Origin of the sequence: Blastococcus sp. CCUG 61487 (assembly GCF_005222955.1) — a bacterium.
Classification (GTDB): domain Bacteria; phylum Actinomycetota; class Actinomycetes; order Mycobacteriales; family Geodermatophilaceae; genus Blastococcus.
Genome location: NZ_LWUA01000090.1, coordinates 1 through 19,570, shown reverse-complemented (window position 1 = coordinate 19,570; position 19,570 = coordinate 1). Strand labels below are relative to the sequence as shown.

Sequence of the window (19,570 nt, the reverse complement as noted above, 5' to 3'; positions counted from 1 at the left end):
TAGAGTCCCCGCCGTGAGCGACACCGCGAACGCCTACCGCACGGTCGTCGTCGGCACCGACGGTTCCGAGTCCTCCCTGCGGGCCGTGGCCAGGGCCGGCGCCCTGGCCGGCGCCTGCGGCGCCACGCTGGTCATCGCCTGCGCCTACCTGCCCACCGAGGCCGACGACCGCGAGCTCTCCCGGGCCCAGGACGTGCTCCGCGACGAGGCCTACCAGATCGTGGGGTCGAACCCCGCCGAGGAGACCGTCCGCACGGCGAGCGAGCGGGCCCGGGCCGCGGGCGCCACGGACGTGCGGACCCTGGCGGTCGAGGGATCGCCGGTCGAGGCGCTGCTCGACGTGGTCCGGCGGGAGGACGCCGACCTGCTCGTCGTCGGCAACCGCGGGCTCGCCGGCATCAAGGGGCGGCTGCTCGGTTCGGTGCCGGCGGACGCCACCCGCAGGTCCGCCGTCGACGTCCTCGTCGTCCACACCACGGGCTGAGGTACCGCCGCCGCATGGGAGAACCGGGGGAGGATCCGGGTCGCGAGGCGCGTGAAGCGCTCGAACGCCTGCTGCTCGACGGCCCGCGGCGCTACACGCGGCTCCAGGTCGCCGAGATGGCGGGGATGCCGTCGTCCCGCACCCAGCGGCTGTGGCGCGCGCTGGGCTTCCCCGACGCCGCGGACGACGCGGTGGCGTTCACCGACGCCGACGTGCGGGCGCTGGAGGTGCTGTCCACGCTCATCCGGTCGGGGTTCGTCGGTCCGTACGACGAGGCCTCGATCGCGCGGGTCATGGGGCAGTCGCTGGCCCGGCTGGCCGACTGGCAGACCGACATGCTCGCCGACGCCCTGGCGCGCGGCGCCGGCGCCGGTGGCGACCCGGACGAACCGGTGGCCTCGGCGGACGCGGTGGTGGCGGCCGCCGAGGCGCTCCTCCCGCGGCTGCGGGAGATGCAGGACTACGTGTGGCGCCGGCACCTCGCCGCCAACGCCGAGCGGCTGCTCGCCGCCGGTACCCCGGGGGACCGGCGCGAGCTGGCGGTCGGCTTCGTGGACCTCGTCGGCTACACCTCGCGCAGCCGCGGGATGGGTGGCCAGGAGCTCGGCCAGATGGTCGAGGACTTCGAGAGCATGGCCGCGGAGGTGATCGCGCGGCACCACGGGAGGGTGGTCAAGACCGCCGGCGACGGCGTCCTGTTCTCCGCGGCCACCGCCGTGGACGCCGTGGAGATCGGCCTGCTGCTCCCCCAGGCGTGGGAGTCCGAGGAGCGGCTGCCGCTGCGCGTCGGCGCCGCCTACGGGCGGGTGCTGACCCGGCTCGGCGACATCTACTCGCCGGTGGTGAACCTGGCCGCCCGGCTGACCTCCCTCGCGCGACCCGGCACGCTGCTGGTGGACCGCGACCTCGCCGACCGGATCCGGCAGCTGCCCGAGTACGAGGTCCGGCCGCTGCGCCGCGTCTCGGTGCGCGGGTACGACCACCTGCAGCCGTGGCTGGTCCGCCGGCGGAGCACCGAGGACGCCACGGACGGGAGCGGCTACGACGAGAGCGGCTACGACGAGGACTCCTTCGACGAGGAGTGATCCTCCGGGTGGGACGCTGTGGCCGTGAGTGCCACCCTCGTCGCGCGCGGCCTGGCCGCCGGCCACGGCGCGCGCGTCCTGTTCGCGGATCTGGACCTCGTCGTCGCCCCGGGTGACGTCGTGGGGCTGGTCGGGGTGAACGGCGCCGGCAAGTCCACCCTGCTGCGCACGCTGGCCGGGGAGCTGCCCGTCGGTTCCGGCAGCGTCGTGCTCAGCCCGCCGTCGGCGACGCTGGGCCACCTCCCGCAGGAGCAGGAACGGCGGCCGGGGGAGACGGTGCTGGCCGCGCTCGCCCGCCGCACCGGCGTCGCCGCCGCGCAGGCCGAGCTCGACGACGCGACCGAGCGGCTGAGCGCGGGGGAGGACGGCGCCGACGACGCCTACGCCGAGGCGCTCGACCGCTGGCTGGCGCTGGGCGGGGCCGACCTCGAGGAGCGGGCCGCCGAGGTGGTCGCCGACGTCGCACCGGGGGTCGCGCTGGACGCGCCGATGACCGGGCTGTCCGGCGGGCAGGCGGCCCGGGTGGGGCTCGCCTCGCTGCTGCTGTCGCGCTACGACCTGCTGCTGCTCGACGAGCCGACCAACGACCTCGACCTGGCGGGCCTCGATCAGCTCGAGCGGTTCGTGGCCGGCTCGCGGGCCGGCATCGTCGTCGTGAGCCACGACCGCGAGTTCCTGGCCCGCACCGTCACCCGCGTCGTCGAGCTCGACCTGGCCCAGCAGCTCGTCCGCGTCGTCGACGGCGGGTACGAGGCCTACCTCGCCGAGCGGGAGGTCGCCCGGCGGCACGCCCGCGAGGAGTACGAGGAGTTCGCCGACACCAAGGCGGCGCTGGAGGCCCGCGCGCGGATGCAGCGCAACTGGATGGCCAAGGGGGTCCGCGACTCGATCAAGAAGTCCAAGGACGGCGACAAGCACATCAAGGCCGCCAACCGCGCCTCGTCGGAGAAGCAGGCGGCCAAGGCCAAGCAGACGCAGCGCATGATCGAGCGGCTCGACGTGGTCGAGGAGCCCCGCAAGGAGTGGGAGCTGCGGATGGAGATCGCCGCGGCCCCCCGCGCCGGGGCGGTGGTTGCGACCCTGCGCGGGGCCGTCGTCCGGCGCGGTGGCTTCGCGCTCGGACCTGTCGACCTGCAGGTGGACTGGGGCGACCGGGTGGCGATCACCGGCGCGAACGGCTCGGGCAAGTCCACGCTGCTGGCCGCGCTGCTCGGCCGGGCCCCGCTGGACGAGGGGACGGCGACGCTCGGCCCGTCGGTGCGGATCGGGGAGATCGACCAGGCGCGCTCGCGGTTCCTCGGCCCCGAGCAGCTGGTGGACGCCTTCGGCACGGAGGTACCCGACTGGCCGACGGCGGAGGTGCGCACCCTGCTGGCGAAGTTCGGGCTCACCGCGGAGCACGTCCTGCGGCCGGCGGAGACGCTCTCACCCGGCGAGCGCACCCGCGCCGCCCTGGCGCTGCTGCAGGCCCGCGGCGTCAACGTCCTGGTGCTCGACGAGCCGACCAACCACCTCGACCTGGCCGCGATCGAGCAGCTGGAGCAGGCGCTGGTCGGCTACGAGGGCACGCTGCTGCTGGTCACCCACGACCGCCGGATGCTCGACGCGGTGCACACCACCCGGCGGCTGGAGGTCGCCGACGGGCAGGTCAGGGAGGCCGGCCGATAGGTTCGGCTCGTGAGCGAGCCCACGATCCTGGACATGTTCCGCCTCGACGGGAGGGTCGCCGTCGTCACGGGGGCGTCCTCCGGCCTGGGGGCGGTCTTCGCGACGACGCTGGCCGAGGCGGGGGCGGACGTCGTCCTCGGCGCCCGGCGCACCGACCGGCTGGCCGAGACCCAGCGGGCGGTGGAGGCGACCGGGCGGCGGGCAATCGCGGTCCGCACCGACGTCGCCGTCCCCGAGGACTGCCAGGGCCTGGTCGACGCCGCGATGCGCGAGTTCGGCCGGGTCGACGTCCTGGTGAACAACGCCGGCATCGGCACCGCCGTGCCGGCCACCCGCGAGACCGCCGAGCAGTTCCGCTCCGTCATCGACGTCAACCTCAACGGCTGCTACTGGATGGCCCAGGCCTGCGCGCGGGTGATGCGGCCCGGCAGCTCGATCGTGAACATCTCCAGCATCCTGGGGCTCACCACCGCCGGGCTGCCGCAGGCCGCCTACGCCGCCAGCAAGGCCGGGCTGATCGGGCTGACCCGCGACCTCGCGCAGCAGTGGACCGGGCGCAAGGGCATCCGGGTCAACGCGCTGGCGCCGGGGTTCTTCGCCTCCGAGATGACCGAGCAGTACCCCGAGGGCTACCTCGACGCGCAGATGGGCCGGGTGCTCGTCGGCCGCGCCGGCGACCCGCGCGAGCTGGCCACCGCGCTGATCTTCCTGGTCAGCGACGCCGGCGGCTACGTCACCGGGACGACGCTCCCCGTCGAGGGCGGGCTGCTGACCAGCTGACCCGCCGGCAGGTCAGACCTGGCCCTCCACCCGGCCGACCAGCGCCATGATCCGGTCGGTGAACTCCGGCCACAGCTGGCGCGGCAGGTCGTGGCCCATGCCCTCGATGACCACCAGCTCCGCCCCGGGGATCGCGGCGGCGGTCGCGCGGCCACCCGAGACGTCCACCAGGGCGTCGTCCGCCCCGTGGATCACCAGCGTCGGGACCGACACCCGGCCGAGGTCCTCGGTCCGGTCGGGGCTGGTGACGATGGCGGCCATCTGCCGCGCCACCCCGGCCGGATCGTGTCCCCGGTCGTAGGCGAGGCCGGCCCGCGCGCGGATGGCCTCCTCGTCGAACGGGAAGCCGGGGGAGCCGATCACCCGGGAGGACTGGAGCTGGCGGGCGATCGCGGACTCCCGGTCGTGCGCCGCCGGCGCGTAGAGCACCGCCTGGGCGGCCTCGGTCGCGCCGCCGACCGACCGGTTGCCCGTGGTGGACATGATCGACGTGAGGCTGCGGACCCGCTCCGGATAGGTGATGGCGACCCGCTGGGCGATCATCCCGCCCATCGAGACCCCGACCAGGTGCACCGACTCCAGGCCGAGCGCCTCGATCAGCCCGGCGGTGTCGGCCGCCATGTCCGCCAGCTCGTAGTGGACGCTCGAGCGGTCCCCGCGGCGGACGTCGCCCAGGCGCGGGATGCCCGCGGAGTGCAGGTGCGTGGACAGCCCGACGTCGCGGTTGTCGAACCTGATGACGTACATGCCGCGCTCGGCGAAGCCGGCGCAGAGCTCGTCGGCGTAGCTGATCATCTGCGACCCGAGGCCGCTGACCAGCAGCAGCGGGATCCCCGCCTCGTCGCCGAAGGTCTCGTAGGCCAGGTCGATGTCGCCGACGGTGACGGTCGCGATCCCGCTGCTCTCCATGGCTGCGGACGCTAGTGCAGGCGCATGAGACGCCGGTCACTGCCCTCTGCGACGCGGTCCGGGACCGCCGATACGAGTGCCCCCGGCAGGATTCGAACCTGCGCCCCTGCCTCCGGAGGGCAGTGCTCTATCCCCTGAGCTACGGGGGCTCGTGTCGTGCGGAGAAGAACGTATCAGCCGACCGGACGCCACCGGTGGGAGGCCCTCACGGCTCGGGGAGCGGGGTGCCACCCCGCGCGGCGAGCATGTCGAGCATGTACTGGGTCTCCGTCGCCTGGCTCTGCGCGATCCCCTGGGCGAGGTCGCGGACCGCCTCCACATCGGCGCGCTCGACGGTGAACTCGGCCATCTCGAACCCGCCCTGGTGGTGCCGGATCATCAACCGGAGGAACTCGACGTCGAACTCGGTCCCGGTCAGGCTGCGGAGGTTCGCCAGCTCCGCCTCGGTCGCCATGCCCGGCATGAGCGCCCCGCGGTCGGTGCTCTCCGGGTCGTAGGCGCCGTGGTCGGCGTGTTCCTCGCCCATCCAGGCCATCGTGTCGCCACCGCTCAGCGGCAGCCCCCAGAGGTCCAGCCAGCCCTGCATCCGTCCGACCTGGCTGTTCTGGGTGGAGGAGATGTCGTAGGCGAGCAGCTCGACCTCGGGGTCCTCGCTGCGGTCGGGCACCAGGTCGGCCATCAGCACCCCCTGCAGGTGGTGCCGCGCCATGTCCCGCGCGAAGCCGGCGTCGACGGAGTCGTCCGACGGCGTCGGCGTCTCGCGGCCGATGCCCAGCGCGACGGCGAGCCCGCCGCCGATCAGGACCAGCGACACGGCGATCACCGCGAGCAGGGCGGTACGGGCGAGCGAGCGCGGTGCGGTCGAGCTCACGGTGCCACCTCCTCGGTCGGGTCCTGCGTCAGCGGGTGTCAGGAGCCGTCCGACGGCGGCTCACCCATGTCGGTGGCCTCCGGCGTCCCGGCAGACCCCTCGCCGGCCAACCGGGGCTGCTCGATGAACCGCGGGTTCGAGCACGTCGCGCCGGGCTCGAGGTTCGCCGCGAAGGTGAGCAGGTCGGCGAACTGCTCGAGGCGCTCGTCCACGGCGCTGTCCACCTTGAGCTGGTGCCCCCAGCTCTGGATGCTGATCGGCGAGTCCTGGCCCGCGTACGGGGAGAGCATCCGGCCCGGCTCGTCGGCCAGCCGCTCCAGCGTCTCGATGTCCGCGTCGGACACGACCTCCGGGTCGTAGGTGATCCAGACCGCGCCGTGCTCCAGGCTGTGCACCGCGTTCTCGGGGCGGATCTCGACGTCGTAGACCGTTCCGGTGCAGTCGGCCCACTCGGGGTCGTGAGGGCCGCCCACGGGCGGCGACTGCTCGTAGTCGACCGGCGTGGTGACGTGCTCCTGGGACAGGCCCTCCCACGTCTCGATGCCGGCGATCTCGTCGACCGAGGAGACCTTGCCGGCCTCGGCCTCGTTCACCTGCCACACCGCCAGGCCGATGGCGCCGACGGCGAAGACGACGACGGCGATCGCGCCGGCGATGAGCGCCCAGGGCCGCTTCTGCGCGTCCGCCACCGCCTGCGTCGGCGGGCGGGTGCGGCCGCCCTTGCCGCCCGCCTTGGCGCGTCCGGTGCTCCCGCCGGCTCCCGACCGGGTCGCGCTGCCGCGCGCGCGGCCGTCGTCGGGCTTGCGGTCCTTGGCCAAGGCCACTCCTCGAGTGCGGGTGCACGATGCGGCAGCGAGTCTAGGTCGCGAACCTGGGCGTCTCCTGCATGCCGCGGGCAGGGGCGCGAACCCGCAGGCACCGGTCAGTACGCTCGTGCGGTGACACCCGAGCAGCTTCAGGACGTCGTCCGTACCGCCGTGGGCGCGGTCGTCGACCGCGGCGCGCTGCCCGTCGAGGTGCCCGCCGAGGTCGTCCTCGAGCGGCCGAAGAACCGCGCGCACGGCGACTACGCCACCAACATCGCCCTCCGGCTGGCCAAGCCCGCCGGCCGGCCGCCGCGCGAGGTGGCCGAGGTGCTGGCGGAGGAGCTGCGCGCGCACGAGGGCATCGCGTCGGCCGACGTCGCCGGGCCGGGCTTCCTCAACATCACCCTGGCCGCCGGCGCCCTCGGCACGATCGCGGTGCGGGCGGTCGCCCTGGGCGAGGCGTACGGCCGCACCGACAACCTGGCCGGCCAGAAGCTCAACCTGGAGTTCGTCTCGGCCAACCCGACCGGGCCCGTGCACATCGGCGGCACCCGCTGGGCCGCGGTCGGCGACGCCCTGGGCCGGCTGCTGGAGGCCAGCGGCGCCTCGGTCACCCGGGAGTACTACTTCAACGACGCCGGCGCGCAGATCGACAGGTTCGCCTTCAGCCTCATGGCGGCCGCCCACGGCCGCCCGGCGCCCGAGGACGGCTACGTGGGCGACTACATCGCCGAGATCGCGCGGCAGGTGGTCGAGGCCGAGCCGGGGCTGCTCGAGCTGCCCGACGCCGAGCAGCAGGAGCGCTTCCGGGTGCGCGGCGTCGAGCTGATGTTCGCCGAGATCAAGCGCACGCTGGCCGAGTTCGGCGTCGTCTTCGACGTCTACTTCAGCGAGCGCACGCTGCACGAGAGCGGCGCCCTGGAGAAGGCGATCACCCGCCTGCGGCAGCACGGGCACGTCTACGACGCCGAGGGCGCGGTCTGGCTGCGGACCACCGACTTCGGCGACGACAAGGACCGGCCGCTGATCAAGAGCGACGGCGCCCCCACGTACTTCGCCGCCGACTGCGCCTACTACCTGGACAAGCGCGACCGCGGGTTCGACAAGGTCGTGATCATGCTGGGCGCCGACCACGCGGGCTACGTGGGCCGGTACAAGGCGCTCTCGGCCGCCGTCGGCGACGACCCCGAGGTCAACCTGGAGATCCTGCTCGGCCAGCTGGTCAACCTGGTCCGCGACGGGCAGCCGGTGCGGATGAGCAAGCGCGCCGGCACGGTGGTCACCCTCGACGACCTCGTCGAGGCGGTGGGCTCCGACGCGGCCCGCTACGCCCTGGCCCGTGCTTCGGTCGACCAGCAGATCGACCTGGACCTCGATCTCTGGAGCCGGAAGAGCAACGACAACCCGGTCTTCTACGTCCAGTACGCGCACGCCCGCATCTCGTCGGTGCTGCGCAACGCCGCCGACCTCGGCCTCGCGCTCGACGGCGGGGCGGGGGTCGACGTCACGCTGCTCGCGCACGAGCGGGAGAACGCGCTGCTGCGCGCGATCGGCGAGTTCCCCAAGGTCGTCACCGCCGCCGCGGAGCTCCGCGCGCCGCACCGGGTGGCCCGCTACCTGGAGGAGCTGGCCGGCACCTACCACCGGTTCTACGACTCCTGCCGCATCCTGCCGATGGGCGACGAGGAGCCGGGCGAGCTGCACCGCGCGCGCCTCACCCTGTGCGCTGCGACGGCGACGGTGCTGCGCAACGGGCTCGCCGTGCTCGGCGTGACCGCTCCGGAGCGGATGTGAGAGCGCACCCCGCCGGGCCCCTGCACGGCAGCATCCAGCAGCCCTCGCCCGCCGGCGCGCCGCCGGTCGACCTCGGTGCCCTCGACCCGGACATCTGGCCGCGGTCGGCCACCCGGGTCGACGGCGAGCTGCACCTGGCCGGCCGAGCGGTCACCGACCTGGCCCGCGAGCACGGCACCCCGCTGTTCGTGCTCGACGAGGCCGACTTCCGCGGGCGGGCCGCCGACTTCGCGACGGCGTTCGAGGGTGCCGACGTGCACTACGCGTCCAAGGCCTTCCTCTGCGGGCAGGTCGCCCGGTGGATCGCCGAGGACGGGCTGCACCTCGACGCCTGCAGCGGCAACGAGCTGGCGCTGGCCCTGGCGGCCGGCTTCCCGGCCGAGCGGATCGCCCTGCACGGCAACAACAAGTCGCTGGTCGAGCTGCAGCTGGCCGTCGACTCCGGGATCGGCCACATCGTGCTCGACTCGTTCGACGAGATCGACCGGCTGGCTCCGCTGGCGGCCGCCCGGGTGGCCGAGGGCGGCGCACCGGTCCCGGTGCTCATCCGCGCGACGGTCGGCATCGAGGCGCACACGCACGAGTTCATCGCCACCGCGCACGAGGACCAGAAGTTCGGCTTCTCGCTGGCGACCGGGGACGCGCTCACCGCGGCGGTGCGGGTCATCCGCGAGCCGGCGCTGCGCCTGGCCGGCCTGCACAGCCACATCGGCTCGCAGATCTTCGACACCGCCGGCTTCGAGGCCGCCGCGCACCGGGTCGTCGGGCTGCTCGGCCAGGTCCACCAGGCGACCGGGGAGCTGCTGGACGAGCTCAACCTCGGCGGCGGGTTCGGCATCGCCTACGTCCCCGAGGACGACCCGGTCGGCCCCGGCGACGTCGCCGCCCGGCTGCGGGCGGTCGTCGCCTCGGAGTGCGCCGCGCTCGGGCTGCCGGTGCCGCGCCTGGCGGTCGAACCGGGCCGCGCGATCGCCGGCCCCGGCACCGTGACCCTCTACGAGATCGGCACGATCAAGCCGGTGCGGCTGGGCGGCGGCAGCGCGCCCGGCATCCCGACGGTCCGCAACTACGTGTCGGTCGACGGCGGGATGAGCGACAACATCCGCACCGCGCTCTACGACGCGAGCTACACCTGCGTGCTGGCCAACCGGGTGTCCGACGCCCCGCCCGCGCTGTGCCGGGTCGTGGGCAAGCACTGCGAGAGCGGGGACGTGCTGGTGCGGGACCTGTGGCTGCCGTCGGACGTCGTCGCCGGCGACCTGCTCGCGGTGGCCGCGACGGGCGCCTACTGCTGGTCGATGGCGAGCAACTACAACTACCTGCTCAAGCCGCCGGTGGTCGCCGTACGGGAGGGGGTGGCCACCGAGATCGTCCGTCGTCAGACACTGTCCGACGTGTTCGCCCTCGACGCCGTCCTCGCCGACCGCCCCGCGTCCTCGCCGGCGGTCGACCAACCCGCCCCCGAGCACCCCGCCGGAGCCCGGTCGTGACGGCGCCGCTGAGGGTGGCCCTGCTGGGCCGCGGGACCGTGGGCAGCGCCGTGCAGCGGCTGATCGAGGAGCAGGCCGACGACCTCGCCGCCCGCATCGGCCGGCCGGTGGAGCTGGCCGGCATCGCCGTCCGCCGCCCCGCGCACCACACCGACGTCCCCGAGCACCTGCTCACCACCGACGCCGCGGCGCTGGTGCGGCGGGACGACGTCGACCTCGTCGTCGAGGTCATCGGCGGCATCGAGCCGGCGCGCAGCCTGCTCTACGCCGCGCTCGAGGCGGGCAAGTCGGTGGTCAGCGCGAACAAGGCGCTGCTGGCCGAGGACGGGCCGGGCCTGCACGCCGCGGCCGCCGCGGCCGGGGTGGACCTGTACTACGAGGCCGCCGTCGCCGGGGCGATCCCGCTGCTGCGGCCGCTGCGGGAGTCCCTCGCCGGCGACCAGTTGCGCCGCGTCGTCGGCATCGTGAACGGGACGACCAACTACATCCTGTCCCGCATGGCCGAGACCGGCGCCGGCTTCGCCGAGGCGCTCGCCGAGGCCACCGAGCTCGGCTACGCCGAGGCCGATCCCACCGCCGACGTCGACGGGTTCGACGCCGCGGCCAAGGCGGCGATCCTCGCGTCGCTGGCCTTCCACACCCCGGTGTCGGCGGCCGACGTCCACCGCGAGGGCATCTCCGCGGTGACGGCGACCGACGTCGCGCGCGCTGCGGAGATCGGCTGCACGGTGAAGCTGCTGGCCATCTGCGAGCGGGTGACGGACAAGCCGGACGGCGGAGCGGCGTCCGATTCCGTGGCCGTGCGCGTCCACCCCGCGATGATCCCGACGACGCACCCGCTGGCCTCGGTCGGCGGCGCGTTCAACGCGGTGTTCGTCGAGGCCGAGGCCGCCGGCCAGCTCATGTTCTACGGCCAGGGCGCCGGGGGCGAACCGACCGCCAGCGCCGTCCTCGGTGACCTCGTCGCGGTGGCCCGCAACCGGGTGGCCGGCGCCTCCGGGCAGGGCCCCACCGGCTACGCCGCGCTGCCCGTCCGCCCCATGGCCGAGACGCCGACGCGGTACCACGTGAGCCTCGACGTCGCGGACAAGCCGGGTGTGCTGGCCACCGTCGCCCAGGAGTTCGCTCACCACGGCGTGAGCATCTCGACCGTCCGCCAGGACGGCCGGGACGACGCCGCGACCCTCGTCCTCGTCACGCACAGCGCCCCGGACGCGGCGCTGTCGGCCACCATCGCCGCCCTGCGCGACATGCCCGCCGTCCGCGGCGTGACCAGCGTCCTGCGCGTGGAGGGGCTGTCATGAGCGCATCGCCGGGGTGGCCCGGGCTGATCGAGGCATACCGGTCGCGGCTGCCGGTGAGCGACAGCACCCCTGTCGTCACGCTGCAGGAGGGCGCGACGCCGCTGCTGCGGGCCCGCGAGCTGAGCGAGCGGACCGGGTGCGAGGTCTACCTCAAGGTCGAGGGGGCCAACCCGACGGGCTCGTTCAAGGACCGCGGCATGACGATGGCGATCACCAAGGCCGTCGAGGAGGGGTCGAAGGCGGTCATCTGCGCCTCGACCGGGAACACCAGCGCCAGCGCCGCCGCCTACGCGGCGCGGGCCGGGCTCACCTGTGCGGTGCTCGTGCCGCAGGGCAAGATCGCGATGGGCAAGCTCGCGCAGGCCCTGGTCCACGGCGCCCGTCTCCTGCAGGTCGACGGCAACTTCGACGACTGCCTCGCACTCGCCAGCAAGCTGGCGATCGACTACCCGGTCAGCCTGGTCAACAGCGTCAACCAGTACCGGATCGAGGGCCAGAAGACGGCGTCCTTCGAGATCGTCGACGTCCTCGGCGACGCCCCGGACATCCACTGCCTGCCGGTCGGCAACGCCGGCAACATCACCGCCTACTGGCAGGGCTACCGCGAGTACTGCGACTCGTCGGAGGTTCCCGGGCCCGCCACCCGGACGCCGCGCATGTGGGGGTTCCAGGCCGCCGGCGCCGCGCCGATCGTCAGCGGTCAGGTCGTCGAGAACCCGAGCACGATCGCCACCGCGATCCGGATCGGCAACCCGGCCTCCTGGACGAAGGCCCTCGCCGCCCGTGACGAGTCCGGCGGCCGGATCGACGCGGTCACCGACCGCGCGATCCTCGCCGCCTACCGGCTGCTGGCCCGCAGCGAGGCCGTCTTCGTCGAGCCGGCCTCGGCCGCGTCGGTCGCGGGCCTGCTGCAGGTGCACGCTGCCGGTGAGCTCGAGCCCGGCCAGCGGATCGTCTGCACGGTCACCGGCAACGGCCTCAAGGACCCGGAGTGGGCCATCTCCGGTGCGCCGGCGCCGACCACCGTCCCGGTCGACGCGGCGGCGGCCGCCGCCCAGCTCGGGCTGTGACCACGCCGCGGCGGGACGTCGTCCGGGTCCGGGTCCCGGCCACCAGCGCCAACCTCGGGCCGGCCTTCGACTGCGCGGGCCTGGCCCTCGCCTGCCACGACGTCCTGGAGTTCGCGATCGCGCCCGCAGGGCTGGAGGTCGAGGTCACCGGGGTGGGAGCGGGTGAGCTGCCCACCGACGAGTCGCACCTGGTCGTGCGGGCCTTCCGGGCCGCGTGCGCCGAGCTGGACTGGTCGACGCCGGGGCTGCGGGTCCGGGCCGAGAACACCATCCCGCAGGGGCGGGGGATGGGCTCGTCGGCCGCCGCCGTCGTCGCCGGCGCGCTGGGGGCGTGGGCGCTCTGCCCGGATGTCGAGGAGATCGACCGCGACGCCGTCCTGCGGCTGGTCACCGCCATGGAGGGCCACCCTGACAACGTCGCCGCCTGCCTGTTCGGCAGCGCGACCCTGAGCTGGGAGACCGAGCACGGCCCGATCGCGGACACGCTGTCGGTCCACCCGGAGGTCCGGCCGGTGGTGCTCGTCCCGGAGACGACGCTGTCCACCCACGTCGCCCGCGACCTCTTGCCCGAGCTGGTCCCGCACGCGGACGCTGCGTTCAACGCCGGTCGCACCGCGATGCTCGTCCACGCGCTGACCGCTCGGCCGGGGCTGCTGATGGAGGCCACGCAGGACCGGCTGCACCAGCGCCAGCGCACCTCGGCCATGCCGGAGTCCCTCGCCCTGCTGGACCGGCTGCGGGCCGCGGGGTTCCCGACCGTCGTCTCCGGGGCGGGGCCGAGCCTGCTCGTGCTGACGCGCCGGCAGCCCGACGACCCGGCCGGCGACGACGCGGTGAGCCGGCTCCCCGCCCTCGTCCCGCACGGCTGGCGGATGCGTCCGCTGGACGTCGACACCGGCGGGGCCACGGTGCTGCCGGACAGCGGAGAGGTATCGTCTCGATAACGAGGAACACGCTGGGGAACCCCGGTGTTGTCCTCGTCGTGGGCCGCCGTCTAGGCTCACGGCGTAGCCGCCCACTCGGGCGAGCCTCGTGCGGGGCCGAAGCCGACGATCTTCGCCGTTGATCCGCCCCGTGTTTCTCCACCCGCTTCCTTCTGCGCCCCTGCCTCATGCCCGGGTCCACAGGGAGCGGTGCACCCCCTGCGCTGGGACGCGCAGGTCACCGCAGGGAAGGACCTGTACGTGAGCGAAAGCACCGACCTCGTCACGACCGGCGCGCAGGACGCCGCCGGCGCGACCGAGGACACTGCCGCTTCTGGGCAGGCGGGTCGTGCCCGCCGCCGCGGCACCGGACTGTCCGGCATGCTGCTGCCGGAACTGCAGCGCCTGGCTGCCGAACTCGGCATCCCCGGCACCGGCCGGATGCGCAAGAGCGATCTCGTGGCCGCGATCTCCGCGCGCCAGGTCGGCGGCGAGAGCGCCCCGGCCCCCCGGTCGGAGGCCGCCACCGCGGCGCCGCTCGAGGCGCCGGTCAGCGGTGGCGCCAACAGTGGCCCGCTGACCGGTGGTGGCGACGCCGCCCCCACCCGGACCCGACGCGGAGCCAGCCGCCCGGCCGGCTCCCCGTCGGTCGAGACGACCGCTGCCCCCGCCGCCGAGGAGGGGGAGCGCGCCGCGTCCGCCGACCCGGCCGGCGCCGACCAGCAGGACGACGACCGCGACGGGGACCGCCCGCAGCGCACCCGGAACCGCAACCGCAACGAGCGGGACGGCGGCAACCGGGACAACGCCAACCGGGACAACGCCAACCGGGACAACGCCAACCGGGACAACGCCAACCGGGACGGCGCCAACCGGGACGGCGCCAACCGGGACGGTGGCAACCGCGGACCCGACCGCGGGGACCGCACCGACCGCGACGGTCGTCCGGGCAACCGCACCGACAACCGCAACGACGGTGGTCGCGGCCCCAGCACCGACGAGGACGACGACGACTTCGAGGGCGGGCGCGGTCGCCGCGGCCGCCGCTACCGCGACCGCAACAAGCGCGGCGGTGGCCGGGACCGCTTCGACCAGGGCGAGCCCACGATCACCGAGGACGACGTCCTGCTGCCCGTCGCCGGCATCCTGGACGTGCTGGACAACTACGCGTTCGTCCGCACCTCCGGGTACCTGACCGGCCCCAACGACGTCTACGTGTCGCTGTCGCAGGTCCGCCGCTACGGACTGCGGCGCGGTGACGCGATCACCGGCGCGGTCCGCCAGCCGCGGGAGGGCGAGCGCAAGGACAAGTACAACGCGCTGGTCCGCCTCGACACCGTCAACGGGCTGGACCCCGAGCAGGCCCGCAACCGGCCCGAGTTCACCAAGCTGACGCCGCTCTACCCGCAGGAGCGCCTGCGGCTGGAGACCGAGCCGCACCAGCTCACCACCCGGGTCATCGACCTCGTCATGCCGATCGGCAAGGGGCAGCGCGCGCTGATCGTGTCGCCGCCCAAGGCCGGCAAGACGATGGTCCTGCAGTCGATCGCCAACGCGATCACCCGGAACAACCCGGAATGCCACCTCATGGTCGTCCTCGTCGACGAGCGGCCCGAGGAGGTCACCGACATGCAGCGCTCGGTGAAGGGCGAGGTCATCGCCTCGACCTTCGACCGGCCGCCGGCCGACCACACCACCGTCGCCGAGCTGTCCATCGAGCGGGCCAAGCGCCTGGTCGAGATGGGTCACGACGTGGTCGTCCTGCTGGACTCGATCACCCGCCTGGGCCGCGCCTACAACCTGGCGGCCCCCGCCAGCGGGCGCATCCTCTCCGGTGGTGTCGACTCCACGGCGCTCTACCCGCCCAAGCGCTTCCTGGGTGCTGCCCGCAACATCGAGAACGGCGGGTCGCTCACGATCATCGCCTCGGCGCTGGTCGAGACCGGCTCCACGATGGACACGGTCATCTTCGAGGAGTTCAAGGGCACCGGGAACGCCGAGATCAAGCTCGACCGCCGGCTGGCGGACAAGCGGGTCTTCCCGGCGGTCGACGTCAACGCGTCGGGCACGCGCAAGGAGGAGATCCTCATGTCGCCCGACGAGCTGGCCATCGTGATCAAGCTCCGCCGGGTGCTCGGTGCCCTGGAGCCGCAGCAGGCACTCGAGCTGCTGCTGGACAAGCTGAAGAAGACGCGCAACAACGTCGAGTTCCTCATGCAGATCCAGAAGACGACGCTGGGTCCGGACAGCTGAGACCCCCTGCGCCGGCGGGATTCGCCGACCAGGGATACTGGTCGACCGAGCCCCGTCGGCGCGGCCGGGAATCGCCCCCCGGGCCCCGGCGTTGACGCACACCGGACGACCCAGACTTCCAAGAAGAGGCAGCAGTCATGAAGCCCGACATCCACCCGGCCTACAACGTCACCACCGTGACCTGCGGCTGCGGCAACACCTTCACCACCCGCAGCACCTCGCCGACCGGTCAGCTGACCGTCGAGACGTGCTCCGCCTGCCACCCCTTCTACACCGGCAAGCAGCGCATCCTCGACACCGGCGGTCGCGTGGCCCGCTTCGAGAAGCGCTTCGGCAAGCGCAACGCCGGAGCCACCGCAGACAAGTAGCACCACCGACGGCGCCCGTCCCACCTCGCGTGGGACGGGCGCCGTCGTCGTGTCCGGACCCGACCGCACGCAGGAGTGAGCCGATGAGCAGCCCAGCGCCCGACCGGCTGGCCGACCTGCTCGTCGAGCACGCGTCGCTCGAGCAGGAGCTCGCCGACCCGGCCGTGCACGCCGACCAGGCCCGCGCCCGACGCCTGGGCCGGCGCTACGCCCAGCTCGCCCCGCTGGTGGAGACCGCCCGCGCCCTCGACGAGGCCCGCGGCGACCTCGCCGCCGCCCGCGAGCTCGTCTCCGAGGACTCCTCGTTCCGCGAAGAGGTCGCGGCGCTCGAGCAGCGGATCCCGGAGCTCGAGGACCGGCTGCGCGAGCAGCTGCTGCCCAAGGACCCCGACGACGACAAGGACGTCATCCTCGAGATCAAGGCGGGGGAGGGCGGGGCGGAGTCCGCGCTGTTCGCCGGCGACCTGCTGCGGATGTACCTGCGGTACGCCGAGCGCCGCGGCTGGGCCACCGAGGTCCTGGACGCCGTCGACGCCGAGCTCGGTGGCTACAAGGACGTCGCCGTCGCGATCAAGAGCCGTGGCGACGAGGGGATCTGGTCCCGGCTGAAGTTCGAGGGCGGCGTGCACCGCGTCCAGCGGGTCCCCGCCACCGAGAGCCAGGGCCGCATCCACACCTCGGCCGTCGGCGTCCTGGTGCTGCCCGAGGCCGAGGAGGTCGACGTGACCGTCGACCCGAACGACCTGCGCATCGACGTCTTCCGGTCCTCGGGGCCGGGCGGGCAGAGCGTCAACACCACCGACTCCGCCGTGCGCATCACCCACCTGCCCAGCGGGATCGTGGTGAGCTCGCAGAACGAGAAGAGCCAGCTGCAGAACCGGGAGTCCGCGCTGCGCGTCCTGCGCTCCCGGCTGCTCGCGGTCGCCCGCGAGGAGGCCGAGGCGACCGCCAGCGACCAGCGGCGCAGCCAGGTGCGCACCGTGGACCGCAGCGAGCGGGTGCGCACGTACAACTTCCCGGAGAACCGGATCTCCGACCATCGCGTCGGCTACAAGTCGCACAACCTCGACCAGGTGCTCGACGGCGACCTGGACGCGGTGATCGACGCGCTCAGCAGCGCGCACACCGCCGAGCTGCTGGCGGCCGGCTCCTGAGCCCGCGGGAACTGCTGGCGGGCGCCGCCCGCACCCTGGCCGAGGCCGGGGTGGAGTCGCCGCGGGTGGACGCCGAGCTGCTCCTGGCGCACGTCCTCGCGGTGCCCCGCGCGCGGCTGCTCACCCTGGACGACGTCCCGGTCGACGCCGCGACCCGGTTCGAGGAGCTCCTCGCGCAGCGGACCGACCGGGTGCCCCTGCAGCACCTGACCGGTCGCGCGGCGTTCCGGCACCTGGAGCTGGCGGTCGGCCCCGGCGTCTTCGTGCCGCGCCCGGAGACCGAGCTGCTCGTCGAGTGGGTGCTCGAGCGGCTGACCGGCCTCGACGGCCCCGTCGTGGTCGACCTGGGCAGCGGCTCGGGTGCCATCGCGCTGTCGATCGCGCACGAGCACCCGGGTGCGCGGGTCACCGCCGTCGAGCGCGATCCGGGGGCGATCGCGTGGACCCGGCACAACGCGCTGTCCCGGATCGGCGCCGGGGACACCCCCGTCGGCGTCGTCGAGGGCGACATGACCGATCCCGCGCTGCTCGGCGAGCTCGACGGGCGGGTCGACGTCGTCGTCTCCAACCCGCCCTACGTGCCGGACGGGGCCCGCGTGCCGCGGGAGGTGGCCGAGCACGACCCGCCGCTGGCACTGTGGGGCGGCCCGGACGGGCTCGACGTGGTCCGCGGCATGCTGGGCGTCGCCGCGCGCCTGCTGCGTCCGGGCGGCTGGCTCGGGATCGAGCACGCCGACCAGCAGGGGACGGCGCTCCCGGCGCTGGTCCGGGCCCACGGCGGGTACACCGACGTCGAGGACCACCCGGATCTGGCCGGCCGGCCGCGCTTCACCACGGCCAGGCTCGGCTGACCCGAGGAGCGGAGGACCAGTGGCAGGACAGCGGGACGACCTGCTGGCGGACCGGTACGAGCTGAGCGGGCTCATCGCCGGCGGCGCCATGGGACAGGTCTGGCGCGCTCGCGACACCCTGCTCGACCGCCCCGTGGCGGTGAAGGTGCTGCGCGAACAGTACGCCGGTGACCCGACCTTCCGCACCCGCTTCCGCGCCGAGGCCAAGCACGCCGCCGTCCTCACCCATCCGCACATCGCCGCGGTCTTCGACTACGGCGAGGTCCCGGGACCTCCCGGTGGGGCGCCGACGGCCTTCCTGGTGATGGAACTGGTCGAGGGGGAGTCTCTCGCCGAGGTGCTGCGCCGGGAGCCGCGGCTGGGCGTGCCGCGGACGCTCGACGTGCTGCGCCAGGCCGCCGAGGGGCTGGCCGCCGCGCACGCCGCCGGCGTCGTGCACCGCGACATCAAGCCGGCCAACCTGCTCGTCGCCCGCGACGGGCGGGTGAAGCTGACCGACTTCGGCATCGCCCGGTCGGCCTCCAGCGTCGGGCTCACCGCCACCGGCCAGGTGCTCGGGACGGCGCACTACCTCTCCCCGGAGCAGGCGTCCGGCGAGGTCGCGACCCCGGCGAGCGACGTCTACGCCCTGGGCGCGGTGGCCTACGAGTGCCTGGCCGGCCGGCGGGCGTTCGAGGGCGAGAGCGCGGTGCAGGTCGCCGTCATGCAGATCCGCGACCACCCCGCACCCCTGCCCGACGACGTCCCTCCCGCGGTCAGGTCCCTGGTCGAGCGCGCGATGGCCAAGGACCCGTCCGTGCGCTTCCCCGACGGAGCGGCCCTGCGCGACGCCGTGGACCGCGTGCTCGCCGGCGCGCCGGTGACCGCTGGACCGGCGGTCACCGCCGTCCTCCCCGCCCTGCCGTGGACGACGGAGACCCCACCCGCTCCGCGACGCCGCCGGCGGTGGGCGCTGCCGGTCGCGGCGCTGCTGGCCGTGCTGCTCGTCGTCGGCGCCGTGGGCCTGGTCGCGGCGCTGCGCGACGAGGAGGCGGCGCCCGTGGCCGCGGAGCCCGCCGACATCAGCGAGCCGGCCGGCATCGAGGTGCTGGCCGAGGCGTTCCTGGGCCGTCAGGTGAGCGAGGTGCAGGCCGAGCTGCTCGCCCGCGGGCTGCAGGTCGAGCTGCTGACGGTGGAGACGGGGGAGGTGCCCGGCGGCGTGGTCACCGGGGTCGACCCGGCTGGGGTGCTGGCTCCCGGCGACGTCGTGCGCGTGAGCTACGCCGTGCCCCCGATCCCGATCCCCGCCCCGGCCTCCACGCCCCCTCCGGCGCCTGTCGACGAGGGAGGCCAGGAGGACGACGACGAGGACAGGGACGAGCGGGGCCGGGGTGACGCAGACCGCGGCGACCGCGGCCGCGGCGACGGGGAACGGGGCGAGCGCGGCCGTGGCGGAGGCCGCGGGAACGGCGGCCGGGGCGACGACTGACGCACCGGCCGACGGGATCCTCGGCGCCGGTGGGAGACTGCCTCCCCGTGGCCGAGACCTACGACTGCACCGATCCCGCGGCGCGCGCGCCGGCCTGGACGCGCGGCCGCGGCCCTGGGCGCCGGCGGGCTGGTGCTGCTGCCGACGGACACCGTGTACGGCGTGGCGGCCGACGCGTTCAGCCCGACGGCGGTGACCGCGCTGCTGGCGGCGAAGAACCGGGGCCGGGGCATGCCGGTGCCCGTGCTCATCGGCGAGGCGTCGACGCTGGCCGGCCTGGTCCTGCAGCCGC

At 74.4% G+C, this 19,570-nt stretch carries 18 protein-coding genes and 1 tRNA gene; 15 read left to right on the top strand and 4 right to left on the bottom strand.

The window, feature by feature from the left end:
- The first annotated feature begins 13 nt into the window (after positions 1-13).
- The 4 genes from A6V29_RS06595 to A6V29_RS06580 are packed head-to-tail and all read left to right on the top strand — an operon-like array spanning position 14 to position 4,017.
- Entirely contained in the window at positions 14-484 is a 471-nt protein-coding gene (locus A6V29_RS06595; RefSeq protein WP_249933067.1) for a universal stress protein, read from the top strand.
- Between the two features lie 14 nt (positions 485-498).
- Positions 499-1,569 (top strand): adenylate/guanylate cyclase domain-containing protein, encoded by a 1,071-nt coding sequence (locus A6V29_RS06590; RefSeq protein ID WP_137159567.1) that lies wholly within the window; start codon positions 499-501, stop codon positions 1,567-1,569.
- Between the two features lie 24 nt (positions 1,570-1,593).
- A complete protein-coding gene (locus A6V29_RS06585) occupies positions 1,594-3,237 on the top strand; it encodes an ABC-F family ATP-binding cassette domain-containing protein (RefSeq protein WP_137159566.1) in 1,644 nt (547 codons plus the stop codon).
- A gap of 9 nt (positions 3,238-3,246) precedes the next feature.
- Positions 3,247-4,017, top strand: a complete 771-nt coding sequence (locus A6V29_RS06580) for an SDR family NAD(P)-dependent oxidoreductase (protein WP_212719059.1) — start codon at positions 3,247-3,249, stop codon at positions 4,015-4,017.
- 12 nt (positions 4,018-4,029) lie between these two features.
- Here the strand turns inward: A6V29_RS06580 and A6V29_RS06575 are convergent, their stop codons facing one another.
- The 4 genes from A6V29_RS06575 to A6V29_RS06560 form a co-directional block, all read right to left on the bottom strand.
- Positions 4,030-4,926, bottom strand: a complete 897-nt coding sequence (locus A6V29_RS06575) for an alpha/beta fold hydrolase (RefSeq protein ID WP_137159565.1) — start codon at positions 4,924-4,926, stop codon at positions 4,030-4,032.
- Positions 4,927-5,003: 77 nt separating this feature from the next.
- A tRNA-Arg gene (locus A6V29_RS06570) sits at positions 5,004-5,075 on the bottom strand.
- 56 nt (positions 5,076-5,131) lie between these two features.
- Positions 5,132-5,797, bottom strand: a complete 666-nt coding sequence (locus tag A6V29_RS06565) for a DUF305 domain-containing protein (protein WP_137159564.1) — start codon at positions 5,795-5,797, stop codon at positions 5,132-5,134.
- A 38-nt stretch (positions 5,798-5,835) separates the two neighbouring features.
- Positions 5,836-6,615 (bottom strand): thioredoxin-like domain-containing protein, encoded by a 780-nt coding sequence (locus A6V29_RS06560; RefSeq protein WP_137159563.1) that lies wholly within the window; start codon positions 6,613-6,615, stop codon positions 5,836-5,838.
- Between the two features lie 120 nt (positions 6,616-6,735).
- Here A6V29_RS06560 and argS point away from each other — a divergent pair, with 120 nt between their 5' ends.
- From argS to A6V29_RS21520, 11 genes are all read left to right on the top strand, one after another.
- Positions 6,736-8,397 (top strand): arginine--tRNA ligase, encoded by a 1,662-nt coding sequence (argS, locus tag A6V29_RS06555; RefSeq protein WP_137159562.1) that lies wholly within the window; start codon positions 6,736-6,738, stop codon positions 8,395-8,397.
- Entirely contained in the window at positions 8,394-9,887 is a 1,494-nt protein-coding gene (gene lysA, locus A6V29_RS06550) for a diaminopimelate decarboxylase (protein ID WP_137159561.1), read from the top strand. Before argS ends, lysA begins: the two co-directional genes overlap by 4 nt.
- Positions 9,884-11,191, top strand: coding sequence for a homoserine dehydrogenase (locus A6V29_RS06545; protein WP_137159560.1), 1,308 nt, complete (start codon positions 9,884-9,886; stop codon positions 11,189-11,191). Before lysA ends, A6V29_RS06545 begins: the two co-directional genes overlap by 4 nt.
- Entirely contained in the window at positions 11,188-12,261 is a 1,074-nt protein-coding gene (gene thrC, locus A6V29_RS06540) for a threonine synthase (protein WP_137159559.1), read from the top strand. Before A6V29_RS06545 ends, thrC begins: the two co-directional genes overlap by 4 nt.
- Positions 12,258-13,205 carry a homoserine kinase gene (gene thrB, locus A6V29_RS06535; RefSeq protein ID WP_137159558.1) on the top strand — a complete coding sequence of 316 codons (948 nt, stop codon included), beginning with the start codon at positions 12,258-12,260 and terminating at the stop codon, positions 13,203-13,205. Before thrC ends, thrB begins: the two co-directional genes overlap by 4 nt.
- Positions 13,206-13,445: 240 nt before the next feature.
- Complete coding sequence (rho, locus tag A6V29_RS06530) at positions 13,446-15,437, top strand: transcription termination factor Rho (RefSeq protein ID WP_137159557.1); 1,992 nt, start codon at positions 13,446-13,448, stop codon at positions 15,435-15,437.
- A gap of 137 nt (positions 15,438-15,574) precedes the next feature.
- Entirely contained in the window at positions 15,575-15,805 is a 231-nt protein-coding gene (gene rpmE / locus A6V29_RS06525) for a 50S ribosomal protein L31 (protein ID WP_137159556.1), read from the top strand.
- Between the two features lie 83 nt (positions 15,806-15,888).
- Entirely contained in the window at positions 15,889-16,959 is a 1,071-nt protein-coding gene (prfA, locus tag A6V29_RS06520; RefSeq protein WP_137159555.1) for a peptide chain release factor 1, read from the top strand.
- A complete protein-coding gene (gene prmC / locus A6V29_RS06515) occupies positions 16,956-17,810 on the top strand; it encodes a peptide chain release factor N(5)-glutamine methyltransferase (RefSeq protein ID WP_137159554.1) in 855 nt (284 codons plus the stop codon). Before prfA ends, prmC begins: the two co-directional genes overlap by 4 nt.
- Positions 17,811-17,829: 19 nt before the next feature.
- The gene (locus tag A6V29_RS06510; protein ID WP_249933065.1) at positions 17,830-19,278 is read left to right on the top strand and encodes a Stk1 family PASTA domain-containing Ser/Thr kinase; all 1,449 of its coding nucleotides are present in this window, start codon (positions 17,830-17,832) and stop codon (positions 19,276-19,278) included.
- A gap of 132 nt (positions 19,279-19,410) precedes the next feature.
- Positions 19,411-19,570: L-threonylcarbamoyladenylate synthase (locus A6V29_RS21520; protein ID WP_349642940.1), on the top strand; the 160-nt coding region annotated here is incomplete at its 3' end.